The organism is Microbispora corallina, from assembly GCF_016863035.1.
GTDB lineage: Bacteria > Actinomycetota > Actinomycetes > Streptosporangiales > Streptosporangiaceae > Microbispora > Microbispora corallina.
This window is the reverse complement of record NZ_BOOC01000007.1, coordinates 116,155-133,009: the sequence shown is the minus strand read 5'-3', so window position 1 is coordinate 133,009 and position 16,855 is coordinate 116,155. Positions and strand designations below refer to the sequence as shown.

Genomic DNA, 16,855 nt, shown 5'->3' with positions numbered 1-16,855 from the left:
CGTCGCCCGCCATCGGTAGAGCACCGTACGCCCTTCTGCCGGGGTCCATGTTTGGGGCAGAGGGGCCGGGTACGAGCCACGACAGTGACCCTAATCGGGAGGTGAGGTCATGAGCATCCAACGCGGGAGCGACAAGCACGGCCCCCGTCTGGACGAGGAGCAGAAGCACGAGACCCAGGGCATCGTGCAGGGCGCGGGCAGCAGCCGGGCCGAGGAGTGGCGGGAGCCCGAGCCCACCCAGCAGCCGGAGGACGACCTGACCCCGCACCGGCGGCAGCCGCCCGGCCGCGAGCCCGGCACTCCCGCCGGGATCACCCCCGCCGACGTGGAGCGCCGCAGCAACCTGGCCAAGTGGCTGAGCGACGCCGGCTACCCCGCCGGGCCCGGCAAGCTGCTCGCCCACGCCGAGGAGCGCAACGCCCCCGACGCCGTGATCGACGCCGTGCGCCGCCTCCCGGACAGGGATTTCCGCAACGTCGGAGAGGTCGCCGAGGCCCTCGGACTGGGGATGGAACGTCAGCGCTGGTAGGGAGGGCCCTTGAGACTCGATTTCATCCGAGGGCTGTACGACGGGCCCGGGCCGTTCGCCTCGGTGTTCCTCGACAGCGACCGGTCGCACGAAGGGGCGGCCGACGTCGTCCGGCGGCGCTGGGCCAATCTGGGCGAGCGGCTGGCCGCGGCCGGAGCGCCCTCCGAGGTCCTCGACGCCATCGCCGAGATCGTCCTCGACCCGGCGCGGGCCGCGCCGGGGCGGGCGGTCTTCGCCCGGGACGGGCAGGTCCTGCTGACCGAGCCCCTGCCCGCGCCGCCGCGCCGGGAGACCGCGCGGTGGGCGCCGCTCCCCCACGTGGTGCCGCTGCTCGCGCAGCGCGGGGAGCGGGTGCCCCACATCCGCGTGCTGGCCGACCACGCGGGAGCCGACCTCGTGGTCGTGGCCGATGGGCGGCGCGAACTGACGGTCGAGGGCGCCGTCGAGTGGCCGATGCAGGAGACGGGTCACGGCGACTGGTCGCAGGCGCGCCTGGAACGCGACGTCGAGGAGATCCGGCGCCGCAACGCGGCCACGGTCGCGGAGGCCGTCGACAAGGAGGTCCACGGCACCGGCGCCGAGGTCGTGGTGCTCGGCGGCGACCCCAAGGCACGCGGTCTCGTGGCCGAGCACCTGAGCAAGGACACCCTGCGGCGGCTCGCGGTGGCCGAGCACGGCAGCCGGGCCCCGGGCGCCGCCCCCGGGCCGTTCGAGGCCGAGGTGGAGCGGGCGTGCGCCGCCTGGCTCGACCGGCGCCGGGACGAGCTGCTGGAGACCTACGCCGGGGGGAACTCCGTCGCGGGGCTGCAGGAGACGGCGCGGGCCCTGCGGGAACGGCGGGTGGGGACCGTGCTGCTGCGCGACGACCCCTCGTCCACGGCGACCGTGTGGGTCGGGCCGGAGCCCACCCACCTGTCCACCGACCGGGCCGACCTGCTGACGTGGGGGGTCGCGGAGCCCTTCGAGGAGCGGGCCGACGCCGCGCTGGCCCGGGCCGCCGCGGCGACGGACGCCGAGATCTGGTTCGTCGACCACATCGACTCCCCGGACGGCGTGGGCGCCCTGCTCCGCTTCTGAACGGCCCTCGCGGGGCCGTCAGGTCAGGATCAGCACCTCCAGCGTCCGGGGGCCGTGCACGCCCTCGACGCGGTTCAGCTCGATGTCGCTGGTCGCCGAGGGGCCGCTGATCCAGGTCTGCGGCCGTACCGGGTCGAGCCGGGCGAGGGCGTCCGGCACGCCGGGCGCGATCTGGCCGGCCCGCACCAGGCACAGGTGGTAGTCCGGCACGAGCGTGAGCGCCCGGCGGCCCTGCCCGGGGCCTGCGTCGAGCACGATCGTGCCGGTCTCCGCCACGGCGACCGCGCACGTGGTCACCACCCCGTCCACCGCGTCGAGCGCGGCCGCGGTCAGGGGCGGGTCGTCGGTGACCCACTGGACGTCCGGGGCGGTGAGCAGCGCCCGGGGGAAGCCGCCGGGCACGACGACCCGGCCGGCCCGGCGCTCGGCGAGGGACCGGGCGACCTGCTCCGCCGCCTCGGACTCGGGCAGGACGCGCACGACCGCGCGGTAGTCGCGCACCCGCTCGGCGAACAGGTCGACCACGCCGTCCGCCGGCAGGGCCCCGGGCCCCCGGTAGCCGCGGGGGATCTCCGGGTCGGGCGCGCCGGCGACCGCCGCACGCACCCGGGCCAGGATGCGTTCCCTGGAGCTCATCGGCGGCCTCCGTCCGTCCGGTTCCACCAGTCGCGGAAGGACTCCTCGGGGATCGGCGGGAGGTCCCGCGTGTCGGTCCAGCCTCCCAGGGGGCCGGGCAGCCGCCCGGGGGCGAGCTTTCTGAGCCTGCCGCCGAGCCGCTGCATGCGGGCGAGCCGGCCCGATCGCTCCAGGACCCATCCGGCCGCCGCCATGCCGGTCCGCTCGGCCAGGTGATGACGGCCCTTCGCCCGCAGCTCGACCAGGACGGAGGGGATGTCGATGGCCACCGGGCAGACCTCGTAGCAGGCGCCGCACAGCGAGGAGGCGTACGGCAGCGAGCGGTCGAGCTCCGACCCCATCCCGCGCAGCTGCGGGGTGAGGATCGCCCCGATCGGCCCGGGGTAGACCGAGCCGTACGCGTGGCCGCCCACCCTCTCGTACACGGGGCAGACGTTGAGGCAGGCCGAGCAGCGGATGCAGCGCAGGGCCTGACGGCCGACCTCGTCGGCCAGCACGCCGGTCCGCCCGTTGTCGAGCAGGACGAGATGGAACTCCTGCCCCTCCGTGGCCCCCGTCCACGTCGAGGTGTACGGGTTCATCCGCTCGCCCGTCGAGCTCCGCGGCAGGAGCTGGAGGAAGACCTCCAGGTCGCGCCAGGTGGGCACGAGCTTCTCGATGCCCAGCACCGTGATCAGGGTCTCGGGCAGCGTGAGGCACATCCGGCCGTTGCCCTCCGACTCCAGCACCACCAGCGTGCCGGTCTCGGCGACCGCGAAGTTGGCCCCGGAGATCGCGACCTTGGTCGACAGGAACCGCTCTCGCAGGTGGAGGCGGGCCGCCTCGGCCAGCGCGGGCGGGTCGTCGGGCAGGTCCTCCGGCGCCGGGCGTCCCCATTCGGCCATCCTCCGGGTGAAGATCTCCCGGATCTCCGACCGGTTGCGATGGATGGCCGGCACCAGGATGTGGGACGGCCAGTCGTCCCCGAGCTGCACGATCAGCTCGGCCAGGTCGGTCTCGTACGCGGTGACGCCCTCGGCGAGCAGGGCCTCGTTGAGCCCGATCTCCTGGGTCGCCATCGACTTGACCTTGACGACCTCGGTCTCTCCGGTCGCCTTGACGATCCCCGCGACGATCCGGTTGGCCTCGGCCGCGTCGGCGGCCCAGTGGACGTGGCCGCCCGCCTTCGTGACGGCCTCCTCCAGCTGGATCAGGTAGGTGTCGAGGTGCCGCAGCGTGTGGTCCTTGATCTCCTTGCCCGCCCGGCGCAGCTCCGCCCAGTCGGGCAGCTCGGCCACCACGCCCGCCCGCCTGGCCCGGATCGTCCGGGTGGCCTTGCGGAGGTTGAACCGCAGCTGCGAGTCCCGCAGGGCCCTGGCCGCCCGCTCGGGGAAGCCCTCGTCCCCGGAGCGGGGCGCGGCGCCCGGCATGCCGAGGAAGGTCCGGCTCATCGGGCGGCTCCGGGACGCCGGGCGGACGCCGCCCGCTCGGCGCCGTCCCCTGTGGCGGCCTCTGTGGCGGCCAGGATCTCGGCCAGGTGCATCACCCGTACGCCGGTCCGCTGGCGGCCGAGCGTCCCGCCGATGTGCATGAGACAGGAGTTGTCGGCGGCGCAGAGGACCTCGGCGCCGGTGTCGAGCACGTTGCGCACCTTGTCGGCGCACATGGCCGCCGAGACGCCGGCGTTCTTCACCGCGAACGTGCCGCCGAAGCCGCAGCACTCCTCGGCGTTCGGCAGGGGGACCAGTTCCAGCCCCCTCACCTGCCGCAGCAGGGCCAGCGGACGGTCGCCGAGGTGCAGCCCGCGCAGGGAGTGGCACGTCGGGTGGTAGGTGACCCGGTGCGGGAAGTACGCCCCCACGTCGGTCACGCCGAGCACGTCGACGAGGAACTCGGTCAGCTCGTACGTCCTGGGCGTCAACTCGTCCACCGCCGCCCGCAGGCCCGGCGGCGCCTGCGGCCCTCCCGTCAGCCGGGGGTACTGCTCGCGCACCATCGCCGCGCAGGAGCCCGACGGCATCACCACGGCGTCGTACCCGCGGAAGGCGGCCACCGTCCGGCGGGCGAGCCGGGCGCCCTCGTCGCGGTACCCCGTGTTGACGTGCATCTGCCCGCAGCAGGTCTGGGCCATCGGGAAGTCCACGTCGACGCCCAGGCGGCGCAGCAGGGTCACGACCGCCCGGCCGGTCCCGGGGAACAACGTGTCGTTGACACAGGTGACGAACAGGGCGACCCGCACGAGCCCTCCCGCGAGTATGGTCAGACCAAATATGGTCAGACCATACAACGGGCGCCGTCGCCCGCACCACGGGGCACCGGAGGAGCAGCAGATGACCGACAGCGACGGGGGGCGCCGCCCGCGCGCGTTCGAGGAGGTCCTGGCCCGCATCGAGGAGCGCATCCTGGCCGACGGGCTCACCGCGGGCGACCGCCTCCCAGGCGAGCGGCAGCTCGCCGAGCAGCTCAAGGTCGGCCGCTCGTCGGTGCGCGAGGCGCTGCGCGTGCTGGAGACGCTGGGCGTCGTCTCGTCGCAGGCGGGGCGGGGGCCGGACGCCGGGGCCGTGCTCACCTCGCGGCCCGGCAGCGCGCTCACCGACCTGGTCCGGCTGCACCTCGGCCTCGCCGCGCTCTCGATGCGCGAGGTGGTCGACACCCGGCTGATGATCGAGCAGTGGTCCGTCGCGCGGGCGGCGCGCTCGGGGGCCGGGCTGGAGGAGATGGACCGCGCGCTCACCGCGATGGACGCCGCCGCGAGCCCCCGCGCGTTCGTCGAGCACGACGTCGCGTTCCACCTGGCGATCACCGAGGCGTCGGGCAACCGCCTGACCGCCGCGATCATGCGCGCGCTCCGGGAGGCCGTGCACCGCTACGCGGTCGACGCGGTCGTCCGGCTCGGCGACACCGGCGACCTGCAGGCCGACCACCGGCGGATCCACGCGGCCGTCCGGGACGGCGACGCGGCCGGGGCGGCCGCCGCGATCGCCGACCACCTGGCCCGGGCCTACCCGCCTGGCCAGCCTGGTCAGTCTGGTCAGTCTGGCTAGAACGTGTTCTAATCTCGGTGTGGCTGACGATCTGAGACTCGGGCTCAACCTCGGGTACTGGCAGCGCGACCCCGTCGACGCCACCGACCTCGTCCGGACCGCGGAGCGGCTGGGCTACGAGTCGGTCTGGACGGCCGAGGCGTACGGCAGCGACGCCTTCACCCCCCTCGCCTGGTACGGCGCCCGCACCAGCAGGATCAAACTCGGCACCAGCGTGGCCCAGATGTCGGCCCGCCCGCCGGTGACCACCGCGATGACCGCGATGACGCTCGACCATCTCACCGGCGGACGGCTGTTGCTCGGCATCGGCGCGTCCGGGCCGCAGGTCGTCGAGGGCTGGTACGGCCAGCCGTTCGGGCGGCCGCTCGCGCGGACCCGGGAGTACGTGGAGATCATGCGGAAGGTCTGGCGGCGGGAGGAGCCGGTCACCTCCCCCGGCCCGCACCACCCGCTGCCGCTGCCCGGCGGTCTCGGCAAGCCGCTCAAGCTCATCACCCATCCCCTGCGCGCCGAGATCCCCCTCTACCTGGGCGCCGAAGGACCCAAGAACGTCGCGCTGGCCACCGAGGTCGCGCAGGGCTGGCTCCCGCTGTTCGCGCACCCCGAGAAGATCGGGTCGATGTACGGCGAGGCCCTCGCGGGCGCCGGTCCCGGTTTCGACATCGCGGCCATGGTGCTGGTCGTGGTCACCGACGACCTGCGGTCCGCGCTCGACGCGGTCAAGACCATGCTCACGCTGTACATCGGCGGCATGGGCGCGCGCACCCGGAACTTCCACGCCGACATCGTCGGCCGGATGGGGTACGCCGAGGCCGCGGAGCGGATCCAGGACCTCTACCTGGCCGGCCGCCGTGACGAGGCGTTCGCCGCGATCCCGGACGAACTGGCCGACGGCATCGCGCTCCTCGGCCCGATCGGCCGCATCCGCGAGCGGCTCGACCTGTGGCGCAAGAGCCCCGTGACGAACCTGCTGGTCATGGGACCGCGCGACGAGCCGACGCTCGCCGTGATCCGCGACCTCGTGCTGGGCTGAGCCGTCAGGCGACCCGATCCGCCCGGCTCTGCGCGTGCGCGCGGGCGGCCCGCGCGAAGGCGCGGACCAGCGGGTGCGGCGGCCGCTCGGCCAGCTCCGGCTGGAAGAGCGTCAGCAGGTAGAAGGGGTGGCCGGGCAGCTCGGCCGCCCTCACCTCGCCCGCCTCGTCGTGCCCCGTGAACCGCATGCCGTGGGACTCCAGGACGTCGAGGTAGGCCGGGTTGGGGCCGAAGGAGCAGAAGTACCGCTCGACGGTCGTGTCCACGCCCGTGAGTCGCTCGAACAGCGAGCCGGGGACCGTCCGCACGGCCGCCTCGTGCCCTGCGAGCGAGCAGCTCAGCGGCTGGATCAGCGGGTCGGGCGCGGCCGGGTCGTTCTCCGCGTGCGCCGCGGCCAGGCCGCACACGTTCCTGGCGTACTCCAGCAGCGCGTGCTGGAAGCCCGCGCACGTGCCCAGGAGCGGGATCCCGCCCTCCCGGGCGGCGCGGGCCGCGTCGACGGCGCCCCGCTCACTGCGGTACGGGCTGCCGGGCAGGATCCACACGCCGTCGAAGCCGCTCAGCCCCGACGCCTCCTCGGTGGGGATCCAGTAGGCGTCGAGCGTGACGCCGTCCCGCTCGCGCAGGGCGTCGAGGATCAGCGGGATCCGGGTGTGGGAGCGGACGCTGGGCGATCTGTCGCCGACCAGGGCGATTCGCGGTGCCATGTCGTCCATGCTGACGACGAGGCGAGGTAACCACAAATGATGATTTCTGGTCTGTCGATAAGCGATGCTGATGGGCGTGGATCCGCATCTGCTGCGCACGTTCGTGACCGTGGTCCGGGAGGGGTCGTTCTCCGCCGCCGCCGACCGGCTCGGGTACACGCAGCCGGCGGTGTCCCAGCAGATCGCGGCGCTGGAGGCCGACCTCGGCGTCCCCCTGCTGCTGCGCCGCCCGGTGCGGCCGACGCGGGCGGGCGAGCGGCTGCTCGAGCACGCCGGTCCGCTCCTGCTGCGCCTGCGGGCCGCCAGGGCCGACGTCGCCCGGGTGGTGGCCGAGTCGCACGTCGTCACCGTGGCCGCCTCACCCCTGGCCGTCACCCCCGGCACGGCCGCGGCCCTGGCGCGGGCGGCCGCCGTCCCGGCCCCCGAGGCGTCCGCGGGGAGCCCTGGCGCGGCGGGGACGGTCACCGTGCGGACGGCCGATCCCGGCGCGGCGGTGGCGCTGGCGGCGTCGGGCGAGGCGGACCTGGCCCTGGTGGACGGCCCCGCCGCGCCGAGCGACCCCCTCGCACTGCCGGACGTGGGCCCGCTCACCTCCTCGGGAGTCGGCGAGGAGCCGCTGGTCGTGGTGCTCCCGGAGGGACATCCGCTGGCCGGCCGTCCCGGCCTGCGGCTGGACGCGCTGGCCGACGCGCTGTGGGTGGACGCCCCGGGCGTGCTGCCGCTCGACCGGCTGCGCGCGGTGGCGCGGATCGACGGGTTCCGGACCGGGCTGCGCTACGAGGGGCACGACGTGGCGACGCTGGCCCGCCTCGCGGCCGCCGGGCACGGACTCGCCCTGCTCCCCCGCTCGGCCGCGGCCTGCGGGGCCGCCGTGCCGCTGGCCTGGCCCCGGCTGGTCCACCGGATCGAGGTGCTGCACGGGTCCCTGCCCGACGGCCCGGCCCGGCGGGTCGTCCACGCCCTCACCGCCCGCTGACCTCGCATGCGCGGGGGACGGTCACACGGCGGACCGGAGACGGGGCGGGCGGGCGGCCGCGGCGGGGACCGGGTCTCCCGCAAGGGCCGCGCCGACGTACGGCTCCAGGCTTGGGACCACGGCGGCCCGCACGCGCACCCGGTCGGCGAGGACGCGCCCGGCGTAGAGCACGTCGGCCGCCTCCTGCTGCTCGGCCACGAACACGGGGGTGACCGGCTCCAGCCGCCAGGGGAGCCTGGCGAGCGCCATCTCCCAGGAGTCGACCGAGCCCCCCACGGCCTCCACGGTGAGGTGGGCGGCCTCGCGGAGGTTGGCCCGCGCCCACGCGTCGGCCTGCCGGAGCCCGCGCGCGACGGCCGCCACCGCCTCGGGGCGTCCCTCGGCGAAGTCGCGCCGGGTGGTGAAGACCGAGCGGTCGGCGACCACGCCGAGGGTGCCCGACAGCGTGCGGAGGCCGCCCTCGGCCTCGACCAGGTCCGCCCCCTGGGCCACCCAGGCCGCGACCTCGCCCGTCCGCAGCCACTCGCGGGCTTCGGGACCGGCCGGGCGCGGCTCGATGTCCTGGTACGACAGGCCGTGCCGGTCGAGCAGCGCGGCCAGGAAGTGCGTCTGCCAGGAGCCGGCGACCAGCGCCACCGGCCGGTCGCGGAGGTCGGCCACCGAGCGGACCGGCCCGTCAGGGGCGACCAGCAGCGCGGCCCGGCCCGGACGCGGCGCGGAGACCGCGGCGTACACGATCGGCAGCCCGGCGGCCTGCCCCGCCAGGGGTGGCACGGAGCCCGTGCCGCCGATGTCCACGGCCCCCTCGGCCAGCAGGTCGCAGGTGCGGGCGGGGTCGGCGTAGAAGTACAGCTCGACCGGCTCGCCGATGTCGTCGAGCACGTGCTCCAGCCGCGAGAGGAAGAACAGCGACGGGTTGTGGTTGTGGACGCCGATGCGGACGGTCATGAAAGGACTCCGGGGTCGTCGGGAAGCCGGGCCGGGGAAGGCCCGGGGCACCCATGGCATGCACCCTCTATTCTCTACCTGAAAAGCATGGAAATCGACCGTTGATTAGCGGAACCGCGGACGGGATAGGACTCAGGCGTGACGAGCGCAGCCAGGGGGGACCGCATGCGGTCCCTCTCGTCTTCGGGGCCGTCGCCGGCGGTGGGCCGGGCGGCGGCGGGGGTCTACGCGACCCTGTCCGCTCATGTCGTCGCGGTGGCGGCGCTGGCCGTCTTCGAGCAGGTCAGAGGCCGCAGGCTGGCCCGGCAGATCGCGTCGTTCGGCGCCGACCCGCACGCTCCCGGCGCCCACCTGGTCGTCGGCGCGGCGACGGTCTTCGCGGTGCTGATGATCGTCCTCGTGGCGGCGACGGCGGCCGCGGCGCTGGCCTACCTCACGTGGCTGCGCCGCGTGCGCCCCGCGACCCCGGGAGCCGCGCTGGCGGCGGCCTGGCTCGTGCCGGGCGTCAACCTGGTGGCCCCTCCCGTCCTTGCCGACCGGGCCTGGCGCGACGCCGGTCCGGAGGGCGCCCCCGGTGATCGCGGCCGCTGGCTCGTGCTGCTCGCCTGCTGGTGGCTGAGCTGGCTCGCGGCGCTGTCCCTGCTGGTCGTGCGGCCGGAGCGGCTGAACGCGCTGACCGGCCTGGGCCTGCCCGAGCTCGCCGCCACGGCGGTCGCCGCCCTCCTGTGCGCGGCGACCGTGCGCGAGATCACGGCCCGGCACACGCCCGTCCTCCCGCCGCGCCGCGGGAGTGGCCGGAGGACGGTCGCGCTGAGCGGAGGCGCCGGCACGGGCCCCGTGACGGAGCCGCCGTCCCGCGGCGGGCGGTACCGCGAGACGGCGGCGGCTCAGCGGCCGGAGGTCGGGCCCGAGCTTCCGGAGCTGGCGTGCCAGAGCCGGCGCTGGGGCTCCCCGGGCCGGCCGAGGAACCGGCCTTCGCCGGCGGCGGGCGGTGCCCCGTTGTCCGAGTAGGGCGACACGCGGAACCCGTTGCCGTACTCGACGGGCCGTCCGCCCACCCCGCCGCCGGGCGCGGGCGTCTCGCTCAGCACGGCTCGGACCGCGTCGATCCCCTGGGTGCGCCACAGCCAGTCGAGGTCCACGAGGTTCCAGCAGTGCAGGGCGCGCAGCGAGACCGCCCTGCCCCCGGTCCGCCGGACCACGCCTCTGGCGACCAGCATCCACGAGCCGAAGACGGTCGCCGCCGTGTGCCCCTGCACCGACTCGAAGAACGTCAGGTCGACCGGGCCGGTCGAGTCGTCCAGGGTGGCGAAGATGACCCGCTGGCCCGACCGCACGGCGGGGGTCTGGGTGGCCACCTTGACCCCGGCCACCAGGATCTCGGCGCCGTTCCTGCACGTCAGCAGGTCCCTCGCCCGGGTCACGCCGATCGCGTCGAGCAGGTCGCCGTGGAAAGCCATCACGTGGCGGCTGACGTCCATGCCGAGGATCGCCAGCTCGGCCTCCACGGCCTCGGCCTCGGTCATCTCCGGCAGCTCCCCCGGCGTGACCCGGTCGGTGAACTCCATGGGCAGCTGGACCGCCGACCCCGCCGTGACGCCGGTCGCGGAGGCCCGCTCCAGCGCGCCGACCTGCGCGACCAGGTCGCGCCGCGTCAGCTCACCCGGCCGCCACCGCGGCTCCCCCGGCCGCAGCCCGTGCAGCGCGTCGAACCCGCCGACCTCCACGATCCGCTCCGCCACCGGCCGGGAGGGGCGGGCCCGCTCCCAGAAGTCGGCGAGCGAGGTGTAGGGCCGGCCCGCCACCATCCGGGCCACCTCGGCGTCACTGATCCCCTTGACGGCCGAGAACGGCACGCGCAGGCCGTACCCCCGGCCGAGCTCGTCCACGCGCAGCTCGCCCGGCCGGCGCGGCGGCACCGGGCCGGTCCGCTCCACGAGCCAGCTCTCCCCCGAGCGGTTGACGTCCAGCGGCAGGATCTCCACGCCGCACTGGCGGGCCTCGTCGAGGATGACCCGGTTGGGGTACATGCCGGGCTCGTGGGTGAGCACGCCGGCGAAGAACGCCGCCGAGTGGTGCCGCTTCAGCCAGGCCGACTGGTAGGTGGGCAGCGCGAACGCCGCCGCGTGCGCCTTGCAGAACCCGAACCCGCCGAACGCGTCGAGCACGTGCCAGGCCCGCTCCACCGTCGCCTCGGGGAAGCCCTTCTCCCGGGCGAGCGGGACGAACCAGGCGCGGACGGCCTCGCGGCCCTCCGGCGTGCCGAGGCCGCGGCGGGCCCGCTCCGCCTCCGACAGCCCGCACTCGGTCATGACGTCGATGACCTTGAGGACCTGCTCGTGGAAGACGACCACGCCGTTGGTCTCGCGCAGCGCCTCCCGGAGGCTCTCGTGCGGGTACTGCGGCTCGCGGAAGCCGTGCCGGGTCTCCAGGTACGGCGTGACCATGTCGGAGTTGACCGGCCCCGGCCGGAACAGCGAGATGTCCACGATCAGGTCGTGCATGGTGCGGGGCTCCAGCTTCGCCACCAGCTCCCGCTGCCCGGGCGACTCGATCTGGAAGCACCCGAGCGTGCGGCTGACGCGGATGAGGTCGTAGGTCCCGGCGTCGTCGTGCGGGACCGCGTCGAGGTCGATCCGCCGGCCGTCCACCCGCTCGATCTCCTGGAGGGAGTAGGCCAGCGCGGACTGCATGCGCACGCCGAGGACGTCGAGCTTGAGCAGCCCCGCCTCCTCGACGTCGTCCTTGTCGAACTGCGACATCGGGAAGTCGAGCAGGCTCCGCTCGACCGGCGTGCGCTCGCGGAGCGAGGAGTTGCCGACCAGCACGCCGCAGGGGTGCAGGGCGATGTGCCGGGGCAGCCCGTCGAGCCGTTCGGCCAGCCGGAACACGGCCTGCAGCGACCGGTCGTTCAGCCCGCTGTCCCGCAGCTCGGGCAGGTCGGACAGCGCGGCCCTGATCTGCTTGGCCCGCACCTGCGGGAACGCCTTGGCGATGACGTCGATCTCGTGCGGCGGCAGGCCCATCGCCGACCCGACGTCCCGGATGGCGCTGCGGGCGCGGTAGGTCTCCATCATCGAGACGCACGCCACGCGGGCCTCGCCGTACCGGTCGAGGATGGCCCGGTAGCAGTCGAGGCGGCGGGCGGACTCGACGTCGATGTCGATGTCGGGCAGCCCCCGGCGGCCCTCGGACAGGAAGCGCTCCATCAGCAGGCCGTGGTCGAGCGGGTTCACCTCGCCGATGCCGATCAGATAGTTCACCAGGCACCCCGCGCCCGAGCCGCGGATCGCGCAGCGGATGCCCAGCGAGCGGATCATGTCGGTGATCCCGGAGACCGCCACGAAGTATCCGGACAGCCGCTTCCTCTCGATCACCGCGAGCTCGGCGGCCAGGCGGTCCCGCGCATCGCGCGACCGGTCCAGGCCCCGCCGGCCGAGCCCGTCCTCGCACCTGCGCCGCAGCAGCGGGACCGGGTCGGCGTCCGTCTCGGGCAGGTGGAGCCGGGGGTCGACGGGGTCGAGGAGGGGGACGATCCCGACGGGGTCGAGCGCGCACCGCTCCGCGACGCGGCGGGTCTCGGCCAGCAGTCGCTCCGCGCGGCCGGGGTCGCCGCCGCAGATCCGGGCGGCGATCCGGGCCATCTCGGCGCCGTCCTTCAGGTACGCGTGGGCCGTCGGGTGGTCCAGGTGCCGTCCGTCGAGGGGCACGAGCTTGCGGGCCGCGTCGAGCACGTCGCCCACCTGGTGGTCGGCGGCGTCCAGGTAGCGGACCGCGTTGGTCAGCACGACCGGCACGCCCATCGAGTCGGCGAGCCCCGCCATGCGCGCGGCGATGTTCGCGTCGCGGTAGCCGTACAGGTCGGCGACCTCGACCACGAGATCGGGCACGACCGAGCGCCAGGCGGCCAGCAGGGAGCGGGCCTGGTCGTCCCGCCGCTCGGCGACGGCCCGCCCGACGCCCGAACGGGGGCCGAGCATGACCACGAGCAGCGGCTCGCCGTCCGGGCCGGTCGCGTGCTCGGCCACCATCCCCGGCGTGACGTACGGCTCGCCGCGCTCCCCGGCGTGGTGGGCGGCCGTCACGAGGCGGCACAGGGCCCCCCAGCCGCCGGAGCGGGCCAGCACGACGATCCGCGGGGGGTCGCCCCGCCTGCCGCGGCTCGCGGGGCCGCCGTCGAGCGCGAGGTCGACGCCGACGACAGGGGTCAGGCCCGTGCCGTGGCAGGCCCGGATGTGCTTGACCGCGCCGTACAGGCCGTCCCGGTCGGTCAGCGCCAGCGCGTCCATGCCGTGCTCGGCCGCCCGGCGGACCAGGGCCTCGGGGAACGCCGTGCCGTACCGCAGCGAGAAGGCGGACGCGGTGTGCAGGTGTGTGAACGACGCCATCAGCCCGGCCTCCCCTCCGCGCGGACCGTCCCCGTCGCGCGTACCGGCCCGCCCGCGGCGGCGGGAACCTGGAGCGTTCCCATCAATCCCATGCCCTCAGCAGGAGCCAGCCGTCGCCGGCCGTGTCGAAGCGCAGCTCGTACGTGCCGACCTGCCGGCCCGAGGCGGCCTCCACGCGCCAGAAGCGCCGCTCACCGGGATCGGCGTCGGAGGTCTTCCACCACTCGCGGGCGACGACCCAGTGGTCCTGCACCTCGCGGACGGCGTAGAGGCGGTCGCGCCAGACGAACTGAGCGGGCTGACCGTCCCGGACCCACACCTCGATCGGTTCGCCGTAAAGTCTGCTCAAGGCCCCTTCTCCCTTGTGGCTGCGTGGCCACCCGGGGGAAGACGGGCGGATAATTCGGTCAGAATTGCCGCTACTTCGAACATACGTTCCCAGCAGCTCGAACGCAAGTTCCGCAGTCCCATCCGGACGCAACCGTCCTCCAAACGACTCACAACCGCGTGCCGCGACGATCCCGGCAGACGGACGAACCCGCGTCCGCCTGTACGGAAGGGATGAGGCGATGGCGGTTGACACGCAGGTACGGCCCGCGATCTTCGTGGGCCGGGAGCGGATGAGGCCGGCCCCGGCCCCGGCTCTCGCCCGGTGGGAGCGCGACCTGATCGAGCGGCTCGCGCTTGACCGCGCGTACGACATCGAGGCGTGCCCCGACCTGCACCCGGACGAGACCATCAGCGGCTCGGGTGACGGCTGGGACGACTGCGACTACATGCCGGCCCGAGGCTAGTGAGGGGGGTCGCGCTCATGCGTGTCCAGGAGAAGGCCGTGCGCATCGGCGTCGTCACGCATGAGCGCGACCTGCACGCCCACGCCGTGAAGGCGGAGCTCGAGCGCCGTCACCCGGCGACCGTCCACATCTTCGAGAGCGACCGCTTCGGCCGCGAGCCCGGTCTCAGCTGGTCTCCCCAGGGGCTCGTCCGCCCCGTGTTCCCCGCCGCCGACGGGACGGCCGTGGATCTCGGCACCGCCGACCTCATCTGGTTCCGGCGGCTCGGCAACCCCCGCACCTCGGCCAATCCGGAGGTGACCGACCCCGTCGACCGTGAGCTCATCGACGTCGACACCGCCACCGCCGCGCTGGGCATGCTGCTGTCCGAGTTCAGGGGCCGGTGGGTCGACCACCCCGCGTCGTTCTGGGACGCGCAGAACAAGATCGTCCAGCTCCGCGCGGCCCACGATCTCGGGGTGCGGATCCCGCGGACGCTGGTCAGCCAGTCGCCGGAGCGGGTGCGCGAGTTCTGCGCCGCCCATCCGGGAGCGGTCGTCAAGGCCGTCCACGGGGTGATGCGGGCTCCGGTCGCCACGGCGACGGTGAGCGAGGAACTGCTCGCCGGCGACGCGTCCATCCGCCTGTGCCCGGCCATCTACCAGGAGTTCGTCCCCGGACGGCGGCACGTCCGCGCCCAGGTCTTCGGGGACCGGGTGCTGGCCGCGCTCCTGGAGTCCGACGACCTGGACTGGCGGCCGAACCTCGACATCCCGGCGGAGGAGCACCGGTTGCCCGACCGTGTCGAGGACGACCTCCGGACGATCCTGCGGCGGCTGAACCTGAGGATGGGGATCTTCGACCTCAAGCTCACGGACGAGGGCGAGTACGTCTGGCTGGAGCTCAACCCGCAGGGCCAGTGGCTCTTCGTCGAAGGCATGACGGGGCTGCCGCTGATCGAGGCGTTCTGCGACTTCCTCTACGGCGAAGCCGCCGGATGAACCGGAGGGTGCTGTCGCTCTTCCGGCCGTACGCCGGGCGGGTGCTCCTGATCACCGGCCTGATCGGGCTGTCGGCCGGCCTCGGCACGGCGGTCCCCTTCCTGACCCGGGCCATGGTGGACCAGGGCCTGCTGGCGCCCGGCGGGCCGCGGGCCGGGCTGCTCGCGGCCCTGCTCGGAGCGACGGCCGCGGCCGCCGCGGCGGCCGGCGGGATCGGCGTGCTGCAGGCCCACCTGTCCAGCCGGATGGGCCAGGACGTGCTGGAGCGGCTGCGGACGGACCTGTACGCGCACCTGCAGCGGCTGCCGCTCACCTTCTTCACCGGCACCCGCACCGGGGAGATCCAGGCCCGCGTCATCGGCGACGTGGCCGAGGTGCAGAGCGTGGCCGGCGCGACCGTGCCCGCGATGCTCGCCAACGTCGTGACCTGCCTCGCCACCACGGCGTGCCTGGTCGCCCTGTCGTGGCGGCTCGCGCTGGTCTCGATCTGCCTGCTGCCCGCCGCGGCGTGGCTGACCGCGCGGGTGGCGACGCACCAGCGCCGGGTCGTCGCCGCCGTCCAGCGGTCCCGCGCCGAGATGAACGTGATCGCCGAGGAGACGCTGTCGGTCTCGGGGATCCTGCTCGCCCGGGTCTTCGGCCGTCAGGACCACGGCGTGCGGCGGTTCGGGGACGAGAGCCGCCGGCTGGCGGGGCTGCAGGTCCGCGCCGCCGTGGGGGCGCAGGCGCTCGGCGCGGCGCTGCAGGCCCTCTTCCTCGTCGCGCCCGCCGTGGTCTACCTCGCCGCGGGGCTGGGGCGGCCTCCCACACCGGGGACGCTGCTGGCCTTCACCTCGCTCCAGGCGCGCCTGTTCCTCCCGGCAGGCCAGCTCATGCAGGTGGCGGTCCAGTTCCGCGCCGCGACGGCGGTGTTCGAGCGGATCTTCGAGTACCTCGACCGGCGGCCGTCCGTCGTGGACGGGCCGGGGGCGGTCGCCGCGCGCCGCGACGCGGTCCGCGGCGAGATCGCGCTGACCGGCGTCACCTTCCGGTACGGCGGGCACGCCGTCCTGCGGGACGTGACGCTGCGGATCCGGCCGGGCCAGTTCGCCGCGGTCGTCGGGGAAAGCGGGTCGGGCAAGACCACGCTGGCGCATCTCGTCATGCGCCTGCACGACCCGGACGAGGGTGTGGTCACCCTGGACGGGGTCGACGTCCGCCGCCTGACGCGTGACTCGCTGGCGGCGCTGTTCGGAGTCGTGACCCAGGAGCCGGTCCTGTTCCACGCGACGGTCGCCGACAATCTCCGGTACGCGAAGGCGGCGGCCACGGCGGGCGAGCTCGAGGCCGCCTGCCGGGCGGCGCGGATCCACGACCGCGTGGTCCGGCTGCCGGACGGCTACGACTCGATGGTGGGCGAGCGGGGCTCGCGCCTGTCCGGAGGCGAAAAGCAGCGGCTCGCCATCGCGCGGGCGATCCTGAACGACCCGCCCGTCCTCATCCTCGACGAGGCCACCTCCGCCCTCGACGCCGAGAGCGAGCGGCAGGTCCAGGAGGCGTTGACGCCGCTCCTGCCGGGCCGGACGACCCTCGTGGTCACCCATCGACCGGACACGGTGCGCGCGGCCGACGTCATCTTCGTCCTCCACGAGGGGCGGCTGGTGGAGCAGGGCCGGCACGAGGAGCTGCTCGCCAAGGGCGGGCGGTACGCCGAGCTCGTCCACCGGCTGCCGGAACGGGGCGGCAGCGTGGGAGCGGTGCCCGCCGGCCCCTGACCCGGGGAGCG

15 protein-coding genes and 1 pseudogene are annotated in these 16,855 nt (G+C 74.8%); 9 read left to right on the top strand and 7 right to left on the bottom strand.

Going from position 1 to position 16,855, the window contains the following annotated elements; translation table 11 throughout:
* Positions 1–109: 109 nt before the first annotated feature.
* Together Mco01_RS11600 and Mco01_RS11595 are read left to right on the top strand one after the other, a co-directional pair.
* Positions 110–529: a DUF2795 domain-containing protein gene (locus tag Mco01_RS11600; protein WP_204056891.1), complete on the top strand. Its 420-nt coding sequence runs from the start codon at positions 110–112 to the stop codon at positions 527–529.
* A gap of 9 nt (positions 530–538) precedes the next feature.
* Positions 539–1,606, top strand: a complete 1,068-nt coding sequence (locus Mco01_RS11595) for a baeRF2 domain-containing protein (RefSeq protein ID WP_204056890.1) — start codon at positions 539–541, stop codon at positions 1,604–1,606.
* A gap of 18 nt (positions 1,607–1,624) precedes the next feature.
* Here Mco01_RS11595 and Mco01_RS11590 read toward each other — a convergent pair whose 3' ends face one another.
* The 3 genes from Mco01_RS11590 to Mco01_RS11580 are packed head-to-tail and all read right to left on the bottom strand — an operon-like array spanning position 1,625 to position 4,460.
* Positions 1,625–2,242, bottom strand: coding sequence for a LutC/YkgG family protein (locus Mco01_RS11590; RefSeq protein WP_204056889.1), 618 nt, complete (start codon positions 2,240–2,242; stop codon positions 1,625–1,627).
* Positions 2,239–3,672: a lactate utilization protein B gene (locus Mco01_RS11585; RefSeq protein WP_204056888.1), complete on the bottom strand. Its 1,434-nt coding sequence runs from the start codon at positions 3,670–3,672 to the stop codon at positions 2,239–2,241. The genes Mco01_RS11590 and Mco01_RS11585 overlap by 4 nt, the downstream gene beginning before the upstream one ends.
* A complete protein-coding gene (locus Mco01_RS11580; RefSeq protein WP_204056887.1) occupies positions 3,669–4,460 on the bottom strand; it encodes a (Fe-S)-binding protein in 792 nt (263 codons plus the stop codon). The genes Mco01_RS11585 and Mco01_RS11580 overlap by 4 nt, the downstream gene beginning before the upstream one ends.
* Positions 4,461–4,551: 91 nt before the next feature.
* Between Mco01_RS11580 and Mco01_RS11575 the strand changes: the two genes are divergently transcribed.
* Entirely contained in the window at positions 4,552–5,265 is a 714-nt protein-coding gene (locus Mco01_RS11575) for a FadR/GntR family transcriptional regulator (protein ID WP_204056886.1), read from the top strand.
* A 19-nt stretch (positions 5,266–5,284) separates the two neighbouring features.
* Positions 5,285–6,298 (top strand): LLM class F420-dependent oxidoreductase, encoded by a 1,014-nt coding sequence (locus Mco01_RS11570; RefSeq protein WP_204056885.1) that lies wholly within the window; start codon positions 5,285–5,287, stop codon positions 6,296–6,298.
* A gap of 4 nt (positions 6,299–6,302) precedes the next feature.
* Here Mco01_RS11570 and Mco01_RS11565 read toward each other — a convergent pair whose 3' ends face one another.
* Complete coding sequence (locus Mco01_RS11565) at positions 6,303–7,004, bottom strand: CTP synthase C-terminal region-related (seleno)protein (RefSeq protein WP_204056884.1); 702 nt, start codon at positions 7,002–7,004, stop codon at positions 6,303–6,305.
* Between the two features lie 76 nt (positions 7,005–7,080).
* Here Mco01_RS11565 and Mco01_RS11560 point away from each other — a divergent pair, with 76 nt between their 5' ends.
* Positions 7,081–7,980 carry a LysR family transcriptional regulator gene (locus Mco01_RS11560; protein WP_204056883.1) on the top strand — a complete coding sequence of 300 codons (900 nt, stop codon included), beginning with the start codon at positions 7,081–7,083 and terminating at the stop codon, positions 7,978–7,980.
* Positions 7,981–8,001: 21 nt separating this feature from the next.
* Here the strand turns inward: Mco01_RS11560 and Mco01_RS11555 are convergent, their stop codons facing one another.
* Positions 8,002–8,928, bottom strand: a complete 927-nt coding sequence (locus Mco01_RS11555; RefSeq protein WP_204056882.1) for an ABC transporter substrate-binding protein — start codon at positions 8,926–8,928, stop codon at positions 8,002–8,004.
* Positions 8,929–9,093: 165 nt separating this feature from the next.
* Between Mco01_RS11555 and Mco01_RS39770 the strand changes: the two are divergent.
* Positions 9,094–9,669: pseudogene (locus Mco01_RS39770) on the top strand (DUF4328 domain-containing protein); the annotation flags it as partial.
* Positions 9,670–9,815: 146 nt separating this feature from the next.
* On the opposite strand, the gene Mco01_RS11550 reads toward Mco01_RS39770, so the two are convergent.
* Together Mco01_RS11550 and Mco01_RS11545 are read right to left on the bottom strand one after the other, a co-directional pair.
* Positions 9,816–13,316: a DNA polymerase III subunit alpha gene (locus tag Mco01_RS11550; protein ID WP_204056881.1), complete on the bottom strand. Its 3,501-nt coding sequence runs from the start codon at positions 13,314–13,316 to the stop codon at positions 9,816–9,818.
* 82 nt (positions 13,317–13,398) lie between these two features.
* Positions 13,399–13,665 carry a DUF6504 family protein gene (locus tag Mco01_RS11545; protein WP_036331860.1) on the bottom strand — a complete coding sequence of 89 codons (267 nt, stop codon included), beginning with the start codon at positions 13,663–13,665 and terminating at the stop codon, positions 13,399–13,401.
* Between the two features lie 220 nt (positions 13,666–13,885).
* Between Mco01_RS11545 and Mco01_RS11540 the strand changes: the two genes are divergently transcribed.
* From Mco01_RS11540 to Mco01_RS11530, 3 genes are read left to right on the top strand one after another with little or no spacing between them, the layout of a single operon-like run.
* On the top strand, positions 13,886–14,110 hold the full coding sequence (locus tag Mco01_RS11540; protein ID WP_204056880.1) for a hypothetical protein: 225 nt from the start codon (positions 13,886–13,888) through the stop codon (positions 14,108–14,110).
* Between the two features lie 17 nt (positions 14,111–14,127).
* Positions 14,128–15,090, top strand: a complete 963-nt coding sequence (locus Mco01_RS11535; protein ID WP_204056879.1) for an ATP-grasp domain-containing protein — start codon at positions 14,128–14,130, stop codon at positions 15,088–15,090.
* Complete coding sequence (locus Mco01_RS11530; RefSeq protein ID WP_204056878.1) at positions 15,087–16,844, top strand: ABC transporter ATP-binding protein; 1,758 nt, start codon at positions 15,087–15,089, stop codon at positions 16,842–16,844. Before Mco01_RS11535 ends, Mco01_RS11530 begins: the two co-directional genes overlap by 4 nt.
* Positions 16,845–16,855: the final 11 nt, after the last annotated feature.

What these genes read in the sequence shown, in the direction of transcription:
- Mco01_RS11600 (WP_204056891.1), top strand. Translation starts at nt 110, where the DNA reads ATGAGCATCCAACGCGGGAGCGACAAGCACGGCCCCCGTCTGGACGAG.
- Mco01_RS11590 (WP_204056889.1), bottom strand. Translation starts at nt 2,242, where the DNA reads ATGAGCTCCAGGGAACGCATCCTGGCCCGGGTGCGTGCGGCGGTCGCC.
- Mco01_RS11585 (WP_204056888.1), bottom strand. Translation starts at nt 3,672, where the DNA reads ATGAGCCGGACCTTCCTCGGCATGCCGGGCGCCGCGCCCCGCTCCGGG.
- Mco01_RS11575 (WP_204056886.1), top strand. Translation starts at nt 4,552, where the DNA reads ATGACCGACAGCGACGGGGGGCGCCGCCCGCGCGCGTTCGAGGAGGTC.
- Mco01_RS11565 (WP_204056884.1), bottom strand. Translation starts at nt 7,004, where the DNA reads ATGGCACCGCGAATCGCCCTGGTCGGCGACAGATCGCCCAGCGTCCGC.
- Mco01_RS11555 (WP_204056882.1), bottom strand. Translation starts at nt 8,928, where the DNA reads ATGACCGTCCGCATCGGCGTCCACAACCACAACCCGTCGCTGTTCTTC.
- Mco01_RS11550 (WP_204056881.1), bottom strand. Translation starts at nt 13,316, where the DNA reads ATGGCGTCGTTCACACACCTGCACACCGCGTCCGCCTTCTCGCTGCGG.
- Mco01_RS11540 (WP_204056880.1), top strand. Translation starts at nt 13,886, where the DNA reads ATGGCGGTTGACACGCAGGTACGGCCCGCGATCTTCGTGGGCCGGGAG.
- Mco01_RS11535 (WP_204056879.1), top strand. Translation starts at nt 14,128, where the DNA reads ATGCGTGTCCAGGAGAAGGCCGTGCGCATCGGCGTCGTCACGCATGAG.
- Mco01_RS11530 (WP_204056878.1), top strand. Translation starts at nt 15,087, where the DNA reads ATGAACCGGAGGGTGCTGTCGCTCTTCCGGCCGTACGCCGGGCGGGTG.